The organism is Leptospira fainei serovar Hurstbridge str. BUT 6 (assembly GCF_000306235.2).
GTDB classification, from domain to species: Bacteria; Spirochaetota; Leptospiria; order Leptospirales; family Leptospiraceae; genus Leptospira_B; species Leptospira_B fainei.
Genome location: NZ_AKWZ02000011.1, coordinates 161,392 through 176,932 on the forward strand (window position 1 = coordinate 161,392; position 15,541 = coordinate 176,932).

Annotated in this window: 14 protein-coding genes; 5 read left to right on the forward strand and 9 right to left on the reverse strand. The window is 43.5% G+C overall.

Annotated features, from left to right (window positions below; translation table 11 throughout):
- Positions 1–2,139 (reverse strand): 7TM diverse intracellular signaling domain-containing protein, encoded by a 2,139-nt coding sequence (locus LEP1GSC058_RS18490; RefSeq protein WP_016551203.1) that lies wholly within the window; start codon positions 2,137–2,139, stop codon positions 1–3.
- A gap of 8 nt (positions 2,140–2,147) precedes the next feature.
- The gene (locus tag LEP1GSC058_RS18495; RefSeq protein WP_016551063.1) at positions 2,148–3,380 is read right to left on the reverse strand and encodes a TraB/GumN family protein; all 1,233 of its coding nucleotides are present in this window, start codon (positions 3,378–3,380) and stop codon (positions 2,148–2,150) included.
- A gap of 222 nt (positions 3,381–3,602) precedes the next feature.
- Between LEP1GSC058_RS18495 and LEP1GSC058_RS18505 the strand changes: the two genes are divergently transcribed.
- The 4 genes from LEP1GSC058_RS18505 (at position 3,603) to LEP1GSC058_RS18520 (ending at position 6,647) form a co-directional block, all read left to right on the forward strand.
- Entirely contained in the window at positions 3,603–4,109 is a 507-nt protein-coding gene (locus LEP1GSC058_RS18505) for a chemotaxis protein CheD (protein ID WP_016551240.1), read from the forward strand.
- A gap of 6 nt (positions 4,110–4,115) precedes the next feature.
- The gene (locus LEP1GSC058_RS18510) at positions 4,116–4,967 is read left to right on the forward strand and encodes an HDOD domain-containing protein (RefSeq protein WP_016551380.1); all 852 of its coding nucleotides are present in this window, start codon (positions 4,116–4,118) and stop codon (positions 4,965–4,967) included.
- On the forward strand, positions 4,964–5,503 hold the full coding sequence (locus LEP1GSC058_RS18515; protein ID WP_016551131.1) for a shikimate kinase: 540 nt from the start codon (positions 4,964–4,966) through the stop codon (positions 5,501–5,503). Before LEP1GSC058_RS18510 ends, LEP1GSC058_RS18515 begins: the two co-directional genes overlap by 4 nt.
- A 250-nt stretch (positions 5,504–5,753) precedes the next feature.
- Positions 5,754–6,647, forward strand: a complete 894-nt coding sequence (locus tag LEP1GSC058_RS18520; RefSeq protein ID WP_016551145.1) for a tyrosine-type recombinase/integrase — start codon at positions 5,754–5,756, stop codon at positions 6,645–6,647.
- Positions 6,648–6,706: 59 nt separating this feature from the next.
- On the opposite strand, the gene LEP1GSC058_RS18525 is transcribed toward LEP1GSC058_RS18520, so the two are convergent.
- The 7 genes from LEP1GSC058_RS18525 to LEP1GSC058_RS18555 form a co-directional block, all read right to left on the reverse strand.
- A complete protein-coding gene (locus LEP1GSC058_RS18525; protein ID WP_016551207.1) occupies positions 6,707–8,152 on the reverse strand; it encodes an MFS transporter in 1,446 nt (481 codons plus the stop codon).
- Complete coding sequence (locus LEP1GSC058_RS18530; protein WP_039948810.1) at positions 8,137–9,426, reverse strand: alanine racemase; 1,290 nt, start codon at positions 9,424–9,426, stop codon at positions 8,137–8,139. The genes LEP1GSC058_RS18525 and LEP1GSC058_RS18530 overlap by 16 nt, the downstream gene beginning before the upstream one ends.
- Before the next feature lie 52 nt (positions 9,427–9,478).
- Positions 9,479–10,099: a trimeric intracellular cation channel family protein gene (locus LEP1GSC058_RS18535; RefSeq protein ID WP_016551376.1), complete on the reverse strand. Its 621-nt coding sequence runs from the start codon at positions 10,097–10,099 to the stop codon at positions 9,479–9,481.
- A 4-nt stretch (positions 10,100–10,103) separates the two neighbouring features.
- The gene (locus LEP1GSC058_RS18540; RefSeq protein ID WP_016551265.1) at positions 10,104–10,907 is read right to left on the reverse strand and encodes an SDR family oxidoreductase; all 804 of its coding nucleotides are present in this window, start codon (positions 10,905–10,907) and stop codon (positions 10,104–10,106) included.
- A gap of 70 nt (positions 10,908–10,977) precedes the next feature.
- On the reverse strand, positions 10,978–12,093 hold the full coding sequence (locus LEP1GSC058_RS18545) for an MBL fold metallo-hydrolase (RefSeq protein ID WP_016551250.1): 1,116 nt from the start codon (positions 12,091–12,093) through the stop codon (positions 10,978–10,980).
- 102 nt (positions 12,094–12,195) lie between these two features.
- Complete coding sequence (locus LEP1GSC058_RS18550; RefSeq protein ID WP_016551347.1) at positions 12,196–12,564, reverse strand: hypothetical protein; 369 nt, start codon at positions 12,562–12,564, stop codon at positions 12,196–12,198.
- Positions 12,565–12,612: 48 nt separating this feature from the next.
- Entirely contained in the window at positions 12,613–14,847 is a 2,235-nt protein-coding gene (locus LEP1GSC058_RS18555; RefSeq protein WP_016551190.1) for an adenylate/guanylate cyclase domain-containing protein, read from the reverse strand.
- 214 nt (positions 14,848–15,061) lie between these two features.
- On the opposite strand from LEP1GSC058_RS18555, the gene LEP1GSC058_RS18560 reads away from it, so the two are divergent.
- Entirely contained in the window at positions 15,062–15,541 is a 480-nt protein-coding gene (locus LEP1GSC058_RS18560) for a peroxiredoxin (protein ID WP_016551214.1), read from the forward strand.

Here is a 15,541-nt window from a genome sequence, read left to right on the forward strand (position 1 = left end):
TTAAAAATATTTTACGAGAGTCACTTGATTTCCGTTGCTATTGAACTTTACAACGTCGAACGTAGACAGTGTCAACGTCAAACCTCTTCCGTGAGTCAAACCTTCCGAGTTCAACTGTTCCATCTTATTCTTTAATGTTCGAGCGTGATTAAAGCCTTTGCCTTCGTCGGTAATCCTTACTCCGAACCGATCCGCCGAAAGCGAATATTCGACCTTGATTTTTTTTCCCTTATAATAGGGATCCTTTTGACGCTCTTGAACGAATCGAAAGTAATTTCCATCTTCCATTGCCCTTGTCTTCTCGTCGAAACTGATATTCAAGTTTCCGTGCTCGATCGCGTTTATTATCATTTCTCGCAGGCAATTCCTGATCGCAACGATGGTTCCCGGATCCGTAAATCGAAATAAATTCGACGTCAGCCTTTGGCTCAATAATTCTGCGTTCTGAAGATAATTGTTAGCGGCAAAAACGAGTTTTTCGCTATCGACAAATCTAGCCATCAGATCTTGGTCCGGCTCGTACGCTCTCCCTAATATTTCCCGTTGGCCTTCGTATTCCAAGACTTGAAACTGGACTTGTAGCTCTTTAGGCTCTCTAAGATATTTTTGGAGAAACTCCGCCAGAAATCGGACCGGCTTTCCTTCGGAAGAAAGCTCCTCCAATTTTTCCAAGACGTATAGCTTTTTGTACGCATCCTGAATTCCGCCGGACTTGTACACCAACTCCATAAAATTTTTGCCGATAACTTCCTGCGGCTTATACCCGAGATGCTTTGCCACCGAACGGTTCGCAGCGACGACCGTCCAATTTTGATCGATGGAGAAAAGGAAGTCCTCCTCCGCTTCAAATAGACTCCGATATTTTGCTTCGGATTCCTCGGCGTTGATCCTCATTTTATCCAATTCAAGAACACGATGACTTAACTCGTCGGAAAGACCCTTGATTCGATCCGCGAGTCCTAAAGATAATAGACTGACTTCCATCACCGAACCGATTTGGATTCCGTACAAAGTAAGAAAATTATCCGGTAGAAGACCGAAGGATTTTATTCCGAAGATGAAACTAAAGAAAATAAAGACCGACCAAGCTAACAGAAAATAACGCGCCTCTCGCCTTCCGGCCAAAAGACATTGTACTCCGTTGAAAATCAGGAAACCGAGCGTTAAGAACATGACCACAAGACTGGAAACGATCGAAGTCCGGTAATCGAGAAGCGTCAACGTGGAGACCATTCCAAGTATCTGAAGGCAAAATAGAAAAATGTAAATGCGAGCCGTTTTTGGAGTATATTTTGCCGCTCCTAAAAATGAGCGACCGAACAAAGAAGCCGTAAACAATCCCAAAAAGAGAGAAAAAGGAAGACTAAAGTTCGCCCACACCGTTGAATTTCTCCAAAGGTATTGAAACGATAATCCGTTTAGAGTGAACTGAAAGAGAATATAACTTAAAATATAGACGACGTAATATAAGTAACTTCGATCCCGAATGGAAAAGAAAAGGAACAGGTTGTAAACGACCATCACTAGCATAGTGCCGTAGTAAAAACCGAGTGCAAGTTGTTCGGAAAAAACGTGTTCGGTAAACCGGCTCTGCGTAAACGCCAATAGAGGAAGAAGAACAGAACTTTTGGAAACGACTCTGAAATAAATTTCGCGACGACTCGAAGGGAGTTCTTGAAATGCGTAGGCGAAATTACGATATTCTATCTGCCTCGAACTAAAACCTCGCATATCGCCAGACATATTCACGGGGTCGTTCCCTGTCGTGCCGGTATATAGGTCCACATAATCCAATAAAGGGTAATCAATGTCCAATATCCAATCCGTCTTAATCGGAACCGGATTCGAAACTGTGAGCCGAATCCAGATAGCGGCTTCGGTATATCCGATACTATTCTGCTCCAAAGTTTTGAACAGACCGTTTACGGACACTTCGCGCACATCCGAAAAGGTCATTTTTCCCGAAGTATCTTTGAAAATACTAATATACGGAAGTAAGGACATTCCGTCCATGTCTTCGGCGACTACTAAGTCTTTGGCAGTCTGTTTGGATAAAATTTCCTGGGACGGGTAAAAGAAAAGAAATGCGACGCCTACGATCGTAATAAGGACTCCTATATTTTTCCAAGCGCCGCGCATAACTCTTCTTATCCGCCGATGATTTGGCTGAAAATTCGGGTGAATATTTCCGATAGCCTCTTGAACAACTCCGCAGTGACGATAAAAGTTCCGATGCTGCTACCGATTTGCGGGAGCATGAAAACCAAGAAAATTCGAATCACATTATTCTGCCAATAGCCTTTGAAACGTTCGGAATCTTCTCCTATTTTCTCAAAATCCTCGACAAGAGGTTTCCTCAACCATGACTCCGCAAGGGCAGCCACCCAACCGGGTTTGATAATAGGATTAAAATTTCCTATCGGAGCGGCGACGAAAGCAAGTAGAATCGAAACGGGATGAGCCAAAGCGATTAGAGCCCCGATTGCGGCTAACGTTCCTTTCACAAGAACCCACCGAACGATGAATTCCTGTCCGGCTTGCTTTCCTCCGAACATTACTAATGTCGCGACCAGAGTCAGAATGATCGTCGGAAATAGGAAAGGACGGATTTTATCCCAAGAGCCTTTGCTCGGAATGACATCCAAATGCTCGAGCGATTGATCCCGCTGTATATTCTTCATGATTCCTTCTAAGTGGCCGGCTCCGACGACCGCGAAGATTTTCTTCCCGTGTTTTGCGGCTTCCCGAATCCGTTGGGCAAGATACGAATCTCTTTCATCTATGATGACATTTTTTACGGATTCATAACGGGACGGTAGTTGAGAAAATAAATCCTTTAGTACGTCGTCGGATTTCATTTCCTCGATCTTTTCGGGAGAAATTTCTTCCTTTACGAACAAGGAAGTAACCAGCGCCGAAAAGAGATACATTCGATCCCAAAAACCCACTTTCCACCAGGCCCTTTTTAAAGTGACGGAGATCTCCCGATCGACGGGGAAGATTCTGGCTCCCGTGCGTTCTCCTTCCTCGATGGCTCGGCGCATCTCATCACCTGGGCGAATGCTTCCGTTGCCCATCTTCTTTTGGAAAGAAGAAAGAATTAAGCTGGAAAGAAGTAGCCACATCTTTCTTTCCTTGAAGACCTTGAAGATATCCAATTTCTTCCAATGGTCCGGATCCTTAACGGACCTCATTCGAGAGCCGCAAAGTTCCACACAAATGACGTCCGGTTTTTTTTCGGAAACGATTCGAGAGACTTCTGCTATGCTTTTTTGACTGATATGCGCCGTACCCAAAATCGTGATCGCGGATCCGTCTAGGTCAAAGGTTCGAATCGGTTCGATAGATTCGGCGGTTTGTAAGGGAGAATTTGATTCCATTTCTTTCTCCGGATAGTTTCGTCCGGTCAACAAGAGATGAAACTCAATTTTTCAGCCAGACCGGAGATTTCTGACGTGTTTTTTACCCTTTTCTCCGTCTCTTGAAATAAAGAAAGGGATGCAATTTGTCCCGTTCTAAAAATGATTTGAAGGATTCTACAGGGGCGGCAAACTGAACGCCGTTTTCGAAAGCTTTCGGCAGAGAAAAACAAAACCTTCATTATGCTCAACAAGGACGTAAAAATCATCAACGTTGGAATTGCGGATTTACAAGGAGGACAATCTCCTTCTGTCATTCGTACTACATTAGGCTCCTGTATCGGAGTGGTTTTCTATTCTCCGGACAAAAAGGTCGGAGCCATGGCGCATATCATGTTGTCCAAGGATCCGACCGGAAAAGATTCCGCGAAAAATCCCTACAAATATGCCGACACCGCTCTACCTGAATTGGTAAAAAAAATGACGGAACTCGGATGCTCCAAGGGCGAATATCATGCCCGGCTGTTCGGCGGCGCATCCATGTTTAAGGGAATGAATTCCAGTTTTCTGCAGAATATAGGAGAACTGAACATTTCCGTGGCTCGCGAATTTCTGGAGAAGGAAAAAATCACCTTACTCGTCGAAGATGTTTCCGGGCACGAAGGACGAACAATCAGTTTATATTTAGACGACGGACGGATTCTCCTGAAAAAAGGCGGATTCGAGAAGTACCTCTACAAGGTCAGGTAGGCGGAAATGAAGGAAAAAATAGACCAGCTCTTCGAAAATGAAGCACAACTCCCGAAAATCTCTTCGGTAGTAAGCAAAGTAATGGAGATGGTGAATCGTCCGGATGTCGTCATTGCCGACTTAGCGAAAGAAATCTCCAAAGATCCCGGTTTAACGGCCGCCGTTATCAAACTTTCCAACTCCGCATACTACAGACCGACCAAACCGGTTAAAACGGTGCAGGAATCCCTTATGACATTAGGGATCAAAACGGTCCGAGAAATGATTCTCTTAACCGAAGCCAAAGGTATTTTAAAGAAAGATCTGAAAGGGTACCAGGTAGACGGCGAATCAAACTGGATGCATTCTTTAACCGTCGCAGAACTTGCAATGAGAATCACCGTTCAGAAAAAGTTGAAGTTCGATAAGGATGTCGCCTTTACCGCAGGGCTCCTTCACAACATCGGAAAAGTAATCTTAGCCGAGTTCTTTCCGTCGATCATCCTACAATTGAGAGCCGAGCTTCAATCGTACGAAGGACCTTACAAAGACCTTGAAAGAAAATATTTCGGGTACACTCACGAAGAAGCCGGAGCGAAGCTTTTAACAAAATGGAATTTTCCGGAAGAATTGGTGGAAGTCGCTAATTTCTATACTGAACCCGAAAAAGCTGTGAAATTTCCCGAACTAGTTTCGGTCGTTCATATCGCCCATTGTGTCGTAATTTTAAGCGGAATGGGAATTGACATAGGCGGCTTACGCACGCCACTCTCCCCGCAAGCCCTCAAAGTAGCGGGAGTAACGGATAGTGATCTACAAATGTACTATACCCTACTTCCTGAGATCGCGAGGCATCTTGCGGAGCTTGTCGCTGTTTGAAAAACCTTGCGTTGATCGGCCCTAGAGGGGTCGGAAAGTCGAAAATTTCTAGGAAGCTTGCGAAGTTAACAGGCAGGCCCGCTATTTCAACGGATATGATTGCCGTTTACGAAACGGGAGGAATTTCGATTCCGGATTTCATCAAAGCAAACTCCGGTGATTGGAAACCCTTCCGAGATTTAGAATACAAAATCTTAACGAAATTATCCGGTTCCCAAGGTTTAATTTTAGACTGCGGTGGAGGAATACTCTTCGATCTTGATACAAGCGGAAAAGAGATTCCGAGCGAAAGAAAAATTCAGCTTCTACGCAAAGATTCAATCGTAGTTTCTTTATCCCGTCCGACTGCATATTTGGTGGAAAAAATTCAGAATGATTCGACTCGTCCTCCTCTTAGCTCGGTAATTTCCTATAAAACCGTATTGGAATCGCGGTTACCACATTATCGCGCACATTCAGATTTTCAAATTGCTCTAGATGAACGCAAAATAGAAGATGTGTGCGAAGAAATCCTACGCAAATCCGGATGGCTCTGATCTATCTCGAGCGATTTGCCTTTACTTTAACAACTCAAAACACAAACGAATCTAGGAAATAAGAAATCACTTTACGAGATTTTGAACTTCTTGAAATGTTCGTTTAACGGCCTTGTTCATGCTCATTCGCTTTTAATGCGGATAAGTAAAGAATAGGAACGTGTTTTAAAAATATAGAATACCCTGTGGCGATGATCAAAAGGGAGCGGATTCCCGAATACCATGATAAAGAAAAAACTAGAGGTCGCGCATGTTAGATACAGAAATCCCGAAGAAGAACAAAGCTTCTTTCGAGAAACTCGTAAAATTGATCCGGCAGAGGAACTATAAGAAAGCTACTGAATATACATATTTAAGATACAATTTGGATTTTCTTCTTTTTGCCGATAAGCCGGCGGAGAAAGTCGTCACTAAAGATATTGAGAAATATATAGAACACTTAAAAAAAAGAAAAGTGTCTTCATCAACGATACAGATTAATATCAGCTCGCTCAAAATGTTCTTTGAAGAAGTCTTGAATATGGACGTTTTCGACGATTTTAGACGCCCGGCACGCGAATATAAAACGCCGAAAGTTCTTACGGTAAAGGAAATGTCAGCGTTATTGGAAGCCTCGGCATTGTCGCCCCGTTCTCATCTATTAGTCGGACTCGCTTACTATGAAGGACTCCGCGTTGGAGAAATCGTTCGCTTAAAATGGGGCCAGTTCGATTTGAATAAGAAATCTCTATACGTCGACTCGCCTGTCCCTACTCAAAAAAGGACAGTGATCTTAGACAATGATCTCTTAAAAATCCTAAAGCGGTTCGAAAAAGAAGTCGGCACCGAGAAAGGATCCCATCTTTTTCCGGGCAAATTCCAGGGAAAACCTTTAACGTCGCGGAACGTGGAAAGATTAATCGGCGATTTGGCAAAAGAAGCCGGAATCAAGACGATCGTAACGTTATTTACGCTTCGACATAGCCGAGCCGTTCATCAGCTTGCGGAAGGAAAAACATTGGAGGAAATCAGAGACTTTTTAGGCCATAAGAGCCTGGCCACAACCGAAAGTTATCTGCCGATTCGAAAAAATCTTCGTCCACAAGTCCGTCAAAAACACATTCAGGACGCCTTAAAGGAAATTAGAAAGAAATACAGAAAATAAATTTTTGATTTCCGGAGGTTTATAGAATAAATTCAAAATTCATTTTATAAACCTCCGTTTCAATTCGGACGAGACCGATCATTCTCCGAGAAAACTTTCCTTCTCTGTTCCATCTTCATTCTAAATGCGCGTCTTTGAACCAACAAAGTTTGGATCCGCTTGTGCTTAGAATCCACTAAAGGCATTCTTGCAAAAATAAGCGCCCCTAAAATAAAAAACGCTCCGACGACCGGCCCGAATAATATTGTCAACCGCCATCCTAGTTCCGGGGCTTGTGTCGCAGCTCCTTCTCGATATCCGATCGCCTCTAAAACGAAACCTAAAAATGCAAGGCCTACCGCTCTTACAACTTTGGTTGCCATTTTCCAAAATCCGAAATATACTCCCTCCTTTTTGTCGCCGGTAATCAGTTCATCGTAATCGACTACGTCTGCGACTAACGAATCGAAGAGTAGAATCGAGCCCGCGCAAATGCCTCCCACAAATGCTGCGATTAACGGAGCGGTATAAGAGCCTTGCGGAAACAACGGATATGCAACGACCGTCATAACTCCCAGACCGAGACTCCCCCAAAAGGCGGGACGCTTTTTCCCGTATCTCTTAGCTAAGAAAAGCCAAAAGGGGATAGAAACGAGTAGAAAGAAGACAAAAGGCATTAAAATACGGATAACGACCTGCGAGTCTTCCAGAAGAAGTCGTTGTTTATAATATAATAAACCGATTGAAGAGTTTAAAGTTCTTGCCAATGCTGCGATTATGAAAGCGAAGAGGAGAGGAAGAAAGAAACCGTTCTTTATCACGGACGAGAATGAATGAAAAAATCCCGTTCTCCGGTTTTTTTTCAAGCGCAAATTCTCGAGGGGGATGTCTCTGCCTTCAGTCACACCGAATGCAAGTAAGGCGGTAAGAACCAACGTAACTCCCACGGCCATAGAGGAAAAACTCCGAGATAAAAAAAGACCGCTTCCGGTTCCTATAAAAATTGCCGGTAAAAGTAAACCCGACAAAAGACCTAAATTTGCAAAAAACAATCTCCAGCCGAAAATTTTATTTCTTTCCTCCCTCTCAAAGGAAAGTTCTCCACCCAAAGCGATATGTGGCACAGCTAAAACCGTCATAAACGTGTTTACAAGAGAATACATTCCGAGCAGATAAAAAAACTTCCCGATCTGGGATTCGATGACGGGCGGAGTGAATAGAAAATACACGCTTACCCCGAGAAGCAGACCGCCTCCGATAATATAAGGTCTTCTTCTTCCCATTTTCGAATCGGTTCGATCCGAAATCGCACCCATCAAAGGATCGCTGATTGCGTCCCAGAGAATCGCGAACAACATTGCAATTCCGAAGAGTGAAGGCCTTAGGCCTACGACCAAAACGTAAAATTCTAAAAGATAAATTTGAGCAAGAGTTTCAACTGCGGTTATTCCGATTTCTGTCGATGCATATCCTGCTTTTATACCGTTTGTAAGCGACTTTGCTTTCGAATTTAATTTAGAAAGCATTTCCAAATGCCCGTCAATTTCCCATTGCGCACCAGATGAATTTCTCCCATTTCTGCCATAACCTTTTCGCTTTGGGTCGGGCGGAAAAAAACGTGATCGTCCGGATAAAGATTCGTCGCTTTCGATCCGTTTAATATTCCTTGATTCGTGCTCGCGCCGAAAAGAGAATTATCTTGAAGACCTTTCGGAGACTCTTTCTTTGCTAGAAAGGCTCCCCCGTACGTAAAATAAGTGACCTGTAAATTCGGGTCCCATATAGGAAAAAGAAAGGAAATCGATTCCAAAAAAGGAATCGTAGTCCCTTCCAACCTTTTCAATACCGGAGTCGCGATAAACACGGCGGGCGCATGGTCTTCAAGGCTATCCACATCAAAGTCCGTCGGCTTTACAAGAGCGGAACCGACCGAAACATCGTTTACGATTCCGATATGATTTTGATAGAATCGATACGTTTTACTTCCTCCTCCGTTAAAAATAAGATCTCTCTCGAATAATCGAGAATGGTTATTTTTCCCCAACTTCATAAAAGAAGAATACTGCTCCAATGATCGCCTTAGAGCATCTTCCATTCCGCTAATCTTGTTCCCTAAAACCGTCGGGGCCGAAGCGACATGAGGTTCATATCCCATAAACCCGGAAAAGGTCAGATGTTCAGGATTGGCAGAAATCAACCGCAGAACTCCGTCTATCGATTCCGGATTCGGAAAACCGCCTCGATGCAATCCGATATCGATTTCCAAATTTAAGTCAAGTTTGCACTTTTCTTTTTTAGCGAACTCGAGATATTGAATTGCTCGATCCTCCGTGTCCACTAACCAATGAATCTTCTCTACTTCTGCCTTGGAGGTTTTATGAAAGATTTGCGCCAAGGCCAAGGCCGGCATCGGCTTGCCTAAGAGAATATCGAATTTACGAAATTCAGGATCCTTCAGCAACATGACGATATCTTCCGAATGAAAAACCATCAGACGATTACTATCCGTCGCTCGGACTATATACCGCAGTAAATCAAGGGACGGTAAGGACTTTACCACGATTCTATATTTAAGAGGAGGTCGTAACTTTTCCTTTAGAAGTTTCAAGTTCGAATCAAGACGATCTAAATCCAGTAAAACGACGGGTTTACCGGGCCCGCGTTGTTTAAGTTCTAGGTTTAGAGATTTGAAATATTCAGAATAAGGAATTCCCCCGTCCTTGGGCTTTAGAAATCCCAAGAATACGATACATATAAATAAAATCGTTAGAACCCATCTGCGTGAATTAATTCCGTGCATGCTTTTACCGATCTATTCGAAGTTATTTGGAGACGCTCTATTAGACTGATTTCTATTCCGGCAGACGAAATTTGGGCAAGGCGAGATTGTATCGAACCGCAATAATTCGAATAAAAATGATTAGCGCTGCGGAAAGCCCGGTATTTAGATCGACGTTTACGTCAGCTTTACTCAACAAAATGTAGAGTATCGACCCTGCTAGACAGGCTGTAGCATAAATTTCTCGGCGAAAAATCAAAGGTACTTCATTGATGAGAGTATCTCGAATTACCCCGCCGAAAACGGCGGAAATCATTCCAAGGATGGAAGCTGCAAACGGATTCACTCCGTACGAAAGGGAGATTTTGGTTCCGATAACCGTATAGATGCTAATTCCTACAGTATCAAAAATAAAAATCCAACTCCGATACCGCACTAGAAAGCGAGTGAAAATGATCGTTATTAAGAAACCCGCGAAAATCGCCCAAAGAACGTTGGAATCCCGAACCCAAGATACCGGATAATTCCCGAGCGTTATATCTCTTAGAGTTCCCCCTCCGATTGCAGTGATAAAACCGGTAAAGAAAACGGTAAACGCATCATTGTGATGGCCTTTCTTTTCCGAAGCGGCCAGCGCTCCTGAAATGGCGAAGACTGTGACCCCGGCTAAATCGAAATACGCAGAAAAATTCAAGAACTTAGACCGTATATACGGCTTGTTTTTTCTTGCCTTTGCTTCTAAGAGCCGGTCCTAACATAATGCCGAGAAACGGAAAGAACGCTACTAACTTGGCAAGAAACCCTCTTGAACTAGGAAGAAGAATTTCTAAAGGTTTATTAGGAATTACTTTTTGAAAGATGATATTCGAAACGTCCTCCACGGCCAAATATCGATTTCCGGAGAAGGTCAAGGAAGCCGATTCGTAATCCTTTTGTAAATCAAGCATTGGAGTTTTTATCGCGTCAGGACATACCGTCGTTACGAACACGTTTTTCGGCCTGAGTTCTTCCGCGGCCGCTAGAGAAAACCCTCGCACGGCAAATTTCGAGGCACTATAAAGCGTCAGCCCCGAGATAGGAACGACCCCTGCAAGCGAAGCGATATTGATGATATGACCTCCCCCCTGATCGATCATACGTAGAGACGCTTCCCTTGTTCCGTACATTAATCCTTTTGAATTGATGTCGATATGTCGGTCGATATCCTTCGGTTGAGTTTCGTAGATATAACCCGGGAGCAAATAACCGGCAACATTCATCAGAATATCCAATCGCTCCCATTTTTTATACAGGAGATTCATAACCTTCTTCCAATCCGCAGCGGAACTGATATCCAATTTCGAGGTAATAACCCTGTTTCTCTCCGCTTTCCATTTCGACGCAAACGCGTTTAACGCTTTTTCGTTAATATCAGTTAGAAAGATTTCATGCCCTCTCGCAAAGGAATCTTCGGCGAGTTTTTGTCCCAATCCGCCGCTAGCGCCGGTAATTAATATTTTCATGCATTTTTCCTTATATGCCTTGATTTCAGTACGACTGCAAAATCAAGACTAATTCCTCGATTCGTTAACTTTAAACGTCGGACCGAATCGGATCGCCGAATTGGAGTCGACCGAACGAGAACGTAGGATTCGTGCCCGGGAAGAGCCAAAATCCCGCCATTTCCGAGGATGGAACCACATTATAAAAATCGGGATTTCTCGAGGATGCTCCTGCGATTTCTTTTTCTAATACCATGGAAATATATTGATCAAGTCCGATCTCCAAAGTATTCCCATTTAGAATGACTTCCATGCCGGTTGTCTTTGCATATTTACGAACGCCCGGAATGCGAGATTTGGTCGGAGCATAGCTATCGGCGGAAACGCCGTTTTCGCTCGAAACGAAAATGCCTTCCGGAGTGTGAGCGACCAAACTATGATTTCCGTAAGTATGCCCGGGAGTTTTGATAAGAGCAACTCCTCCGCCCAATTCAACATCCGAATCCAAAAGAACGATTCGATTCATGGAAATTCCTCCCGAACCGTTCGGACAATACCAGTCTGCTTGCGGCGGTAAGAGTCCTTGAATTGAATTCCATTCTTCCCGCATAACTAAAAGTTTCGCATTGGGAAAATATCCGGGCTGCCCGTTCGCGCCTAACCATTTCCGCAAATCCTGGGTATGCAAATGATCGTAAGAAATATAATCCACCTGCGACGGAGCAATCCCGGAGTCTGCAAGACATTCCTCTACGGTATTCAAGATAGGAGCAACGATTTTCTTTCCGAAGTCTTTAAACGGACCGAAGCTTTCGGCAAATCGTTTAAAGAAAGGCGTTTCGGAATTTCCATCAAGGTCCGAAGGAGAGAATAAGAGAGTTTTAACTCTTTCCAACGTTTTATATTGCACAATGAAAAGACGATTTACTATATGCATCAGCGGAGTAGGAAGTGCAAACGCATTTAAGAGACCGTACTTAGTAGGATAAGGAACTTTGATCAAATCATAGGATTTATAAAAGATAACTTGCGGGCCGGAAAGAATTCTTTCCCTAAATCTTCTCGCTCGTTTACGCACATCTTCAAGTCGATCGACCGGAGCAGGGAGATTCCGCGAACCTAGGAAATCCTGAATAGGCTTAATTGTACGTTCCTTCTTTGAAGAAGAACTTGTTTTCTTTGTTTTAGAAGCGGTCGGTTTTACCATGGATTTCCTCGGAGTCTATTCTCACTGATGGAACCGCTTCTTGTCAACTAGGAAGGCTTAACTATGCGGTCGAGTTACATAGTTAAGCGAACATGGATTAGTTTAGAAGGGTTTATATAGAGCGATGTAACCGACGATTGCTCCAAGGAACGGAAGAGCGAACCATAAAAACTTTGCAAAGGAAGGCTTTTTATAGAATAGAGTCAGTAATCCGCCAAACAGTAACCAAAACAAGAATTTCGCAATGATCCAACCGGGCCATGGCCAAATGATCCCTAATCGTGCCAGCATACCGAACCCGCCGAGCAAAATTAAGAAAAGCCCGATTCCGTGGGTAATCGCAATCAATTTTTTTTGCGCGTTCTCCTTCGTACCTCCCCCAATTGCATGCAGCGCAATCCCGCCGAACGCCAAAAACAAAAATAAGATTCCGAGAATATGAACTAGTTTGTAAACTGTGTAAGAAATCATCGAGGATAGATTCGAGCATCGCCTTCCCGCAGGAAAGCGAAAAAACGCCTATTTTTCCAGCAGATGTTGTACGCCGACCCAATTTCCGAGCGGTGGTGTTTCTATATATTCTTGGCAGCGTTTACGATACAATATTGCGACTATATCTTCGGGAAAAACCTTCAAAGCTTGCTCGAAGTTTACTAACGCATCTTTAAAATTACCGACTTTATATAATATAATCCCGCGCGATACTAACGGTAATGTAGCTTCCTTAAGTTTGCGAATATGCGGATCGTCGGCCTCATAAACTTCGTAAATAATGATGGGCTGGCTTTTGCCCTTCACGACAACGGAATCCACTTCGCGAATTGCAACATCGTCCGAAATTGTTAAGCTAGCTAATGTATGTTGGGTTATTAGAATGTCGGCCTTATACAAGCTCGTAAGACTCTCCAATCGAGAGGCCACGTTTACCGTGTCGCCTATCACGGTCGTATCTAATCTGTCGGAAGAACCTACGGTTCCCAACATTAGATTGCCTGTGTTGATTCCTATTCCGATTCTTACTCCCTTTAGATGTCCTCCCTTAACTTCTACATCCAGTTCGCGAATCCGTTTCTTCATCGCGATCGCAGCATATACGGCACGGTCCGCAGCAGACTTACCTTCCCATTGGTCCGGAGACTGAACAGCTCGTTCTGCGGAGAAAAGCGCCAAAATCGCATCCCCCATAAACTTATCCACGAAGCCGTCGTATTTTTGAATCAGAGGCTCCATGCTAGCCAAATAGCCGTTGATAAATCGGAAATTTTCCTCAGGAGTCATTTTTTCCGAGATCGTTGTGAAAGACCGAATATCGGTAAACAACACGCTCATTTCTCGAAGAGCGGAGTCTCCCAAATTCACGTCCACTGCGGAATCTTTTCCAAGCACACTTAAGAATTGCATAGGCACAAATCGAAAAAAAGCGTTTTTTTGTCTGGCCAATTCCAGCTTTTGATGACTGAGTTCTATGTTTAAATCTTCGGACTGCTTATATAGTTCGATGAAACGATTCGCTAAAATTGTCGTTAAGGATATTACGAATAAAAGATATGCGAATTGCGTAAACCGAATTCCAAGCTGGAAGAAAACCGAATCGAGTATATCGTAGACCGCAATAAATACGATGACGAACATACTGATTGCCATTAAAGAAGCGTCTTTCTTACGCAGATACACCGCCTTCCCGATGAAATACAAAAGATATGCCAACGTGGGTACCATTGAAAATTGCCAAAGACGCAGGCTTGTCATGAGGTACCGAAACGGCGCCAATAAGGAGAAGAAGAAAATCACGAAACTCCAACCTGCAATTATCAGGATCGGAAGATTGGGAAGAGCTCGCCCGTAAAAATAATCATGCAGGAAAAGTAGAAACAAGGAGGCCAATAAAGCAACGGATCCGTATTCTAACCTTGTTATAATGGCAGTATCGGCAATAACTTCGAAGGAAAGAGAAGAGCGACAGAGAGAATAAAGCGCCATCGCGATTGAAAAGACGCCGAAATAAAGATTGTATTTATCCGTGGTCCGTTTCGAAAAAATCAACAAATGATATAAACCGAAAAAAACGTATATCGTATTTAAACTTAGATTTAATAAGACACCTGCCTCTCGCGTAAAATCAGCGCTTTTGTTTATCGAATAATCGCCGTCCACGTAAAAACCCAGATCCGGATTTCGCGGAGCTAAAAGTTCAGGAAGGGAGACTGCCGGCGCGTCGCCGATTAAACGAAATACTAAAATATTCGTCCCCTGTCTTAATAGACTGGAATCCAAGGGCAATCGAAGTTGACGAATCGTTCTTCTCCGATCTATCCGTCCGTCGGGAGCCAAATGAACTTCGCTTTTTAGCAAATGCCCGTTCAGAAAAATTTCCCAATTTTCCCCTATGGAATTGATGAAGAGTGAAATCGGTTCGATGAAGGAAAGTTGCTTTGGATCTTCCTGCAACGTGAAACGGGTCTGAAGAGTAAATTCCTTCGTCCCGGTGGAAATCGGACTATCATAAATCGCATTCAAAACGATGGGAAAAGATTCGATCTTCCTGACTTTATTGGAAGATTCGTCGAATCCGTTTTTATGTTCGGGAAGAAACCCTTCTAAAGAGTACCAATCAAGTCGTTTGAGATCTATATCTTTCCAATGCGATGCCGATATGGTCTCCTCGGCGATCAAAGGAAGACAGAAAATTAAGGAAAGAGAGAGAAACCAAGAAAAAATCGAAATTTGAACATTCGTCTTCTGTTTAAGCGACATGCGTTAAGTTTATATTCCTATTCCCGGAAGGGATTTCTGTTAAAGACCTTTCCAAAAGACGGGGCATGTATGTTTCGGCCACCCTGGCGTTCCGGAACGAGGTAATCTATTTGATGAGCAAAAGCATGATAATTCAAGTTTTTTACGGCAATTTTTTCCTTTTCCCCAACGGGAAATTTAGTACAACTATCCTGAGAAGAGGAGGAAGACGCTCATGGTGGACAAATGGGAAGGCAAGAAATTGCCGGATGTAAGCTTAGAAAGTAGTACCGGTGGCACAGTTCATTTACCGAAGGACGCCGAGGGTTCCTGGACCTTGTTGTATTTCTACCCCAAAGACGACACTCCCGGCTGCACCAAACAGGCCTGTTCCTATCGAGATCATTTGGAAGACTTTCGGAAAGCGGGCGCAAAAGTTTTCGGAATCAGTTCCGACTCCTTGGATAGTCATCAGAATTTCATTAACAAATTCAATATAAGTTTTCCTCTTCTATCCGATCCTCACCAAACTTTGAGCGGACAGTTAGGAGTTTATGGAGACCAGGAATGGCAAGGCCGCGTATTCAAAGGATTGTCTAGAGATACGTTCCTTGTAGGCCCCGACGGTACCATTAAAAAAGTTTGGAGAAAGGTGGACCCTACTAAAACAGTTTCCGAGACTCTAGATGAAATTTTAAAGGCGGCGCGAGCCTAA

Bases quoted from the DNA above. Each gene is read 5' to 3' on its own strand.
- LEP1GSC058_RS18505 (WP_016551240.1), top strand. From the start codon at position 3,603: ATGCTCAACAAGGACGTAAAAATCATCAACGTTGGAATTGCGGATTTA.
- LEP1GSC058_RS18495 (WP_016551063.1), bottom strand. From the start codon at position 3,380: ATGGAATCAAATTCTCCCTTACAAACCGCCGAATCTATCGAACCGATT.
- LEP1GSC058_RS18490 (WP_016551203.1), bottom strand. From the start codon at position 2,139: ATGCGCGGCGCTTGGAAAAATATAGGAGTCCTTATTACGATCGTAGGC.
- LEP1GSC058_RS18550 (WP_016551347.1), bottom strand. From the start codon at position 12,564: ATGATTTCTTACACAGTTTACAAACTAGTTCATATTCTCGGAATCTTA.
- LEP1GSC058_RS18520 (WP_016551145.1), top strand. From the start codon at position 5,754: ATGTTAGATACAGAAATCCCGAAGAAGAACAAAGCTTCTTTCGAGAAA.
- LEP1GSC058_RS18560 (WP_016551214.1), top strand. From the start codon at position 15,062: ATGGTGGACAAATGGGAAGGCAAGAAATTGCCGGATGTAAGCTTAGAA.
- LEP1GSC058_RS18545 (WP_016551250.1), bottom strand. From the start codon at position 12,093: ATGGTAAAACCGACCGCTTCTAAAACAAAGAAAACAAGTTCTTCTTCA.
- LEP1GSC058_RS18530 (WP_039948810.1), bottom strand. From the start codon at position 9,426: ATGCACGGAATTAATTCACGCAGATGGGTTCTAACGATTTTATTTATA.
- LEP1GSC058_RS18510 (WP_016551380.1), top strand. From the start codon at position 4,116: ATGAAGGAAAAAATAGACCAGCTCTTCGAAAATGAAGCACAACTCCCG.
- LEP1GSC058_RS18540 (WP_016551265.1), bottom strand. From the start codon at position 10,907: ATGAAAATATTAATTACCGGCGCTAGCGGCGGATTGGGACAAAAACTC.
- LEP1GSC058_RS18525 (WP_016551207.1), bottom strand. From the start codon at position 8,152: ATGCTTTCTAAATTAAATTCGAAAGCAAAGTCGCTTACAAACGGTATA.
- LEP1GSC058_RS18555 (WP_016551190.1), bottom strand. From the start codon at position 14,847: ATGTCGCTTAAACAGAAGACGAATGTTCAAATTTCGATTTTTTCTTGG.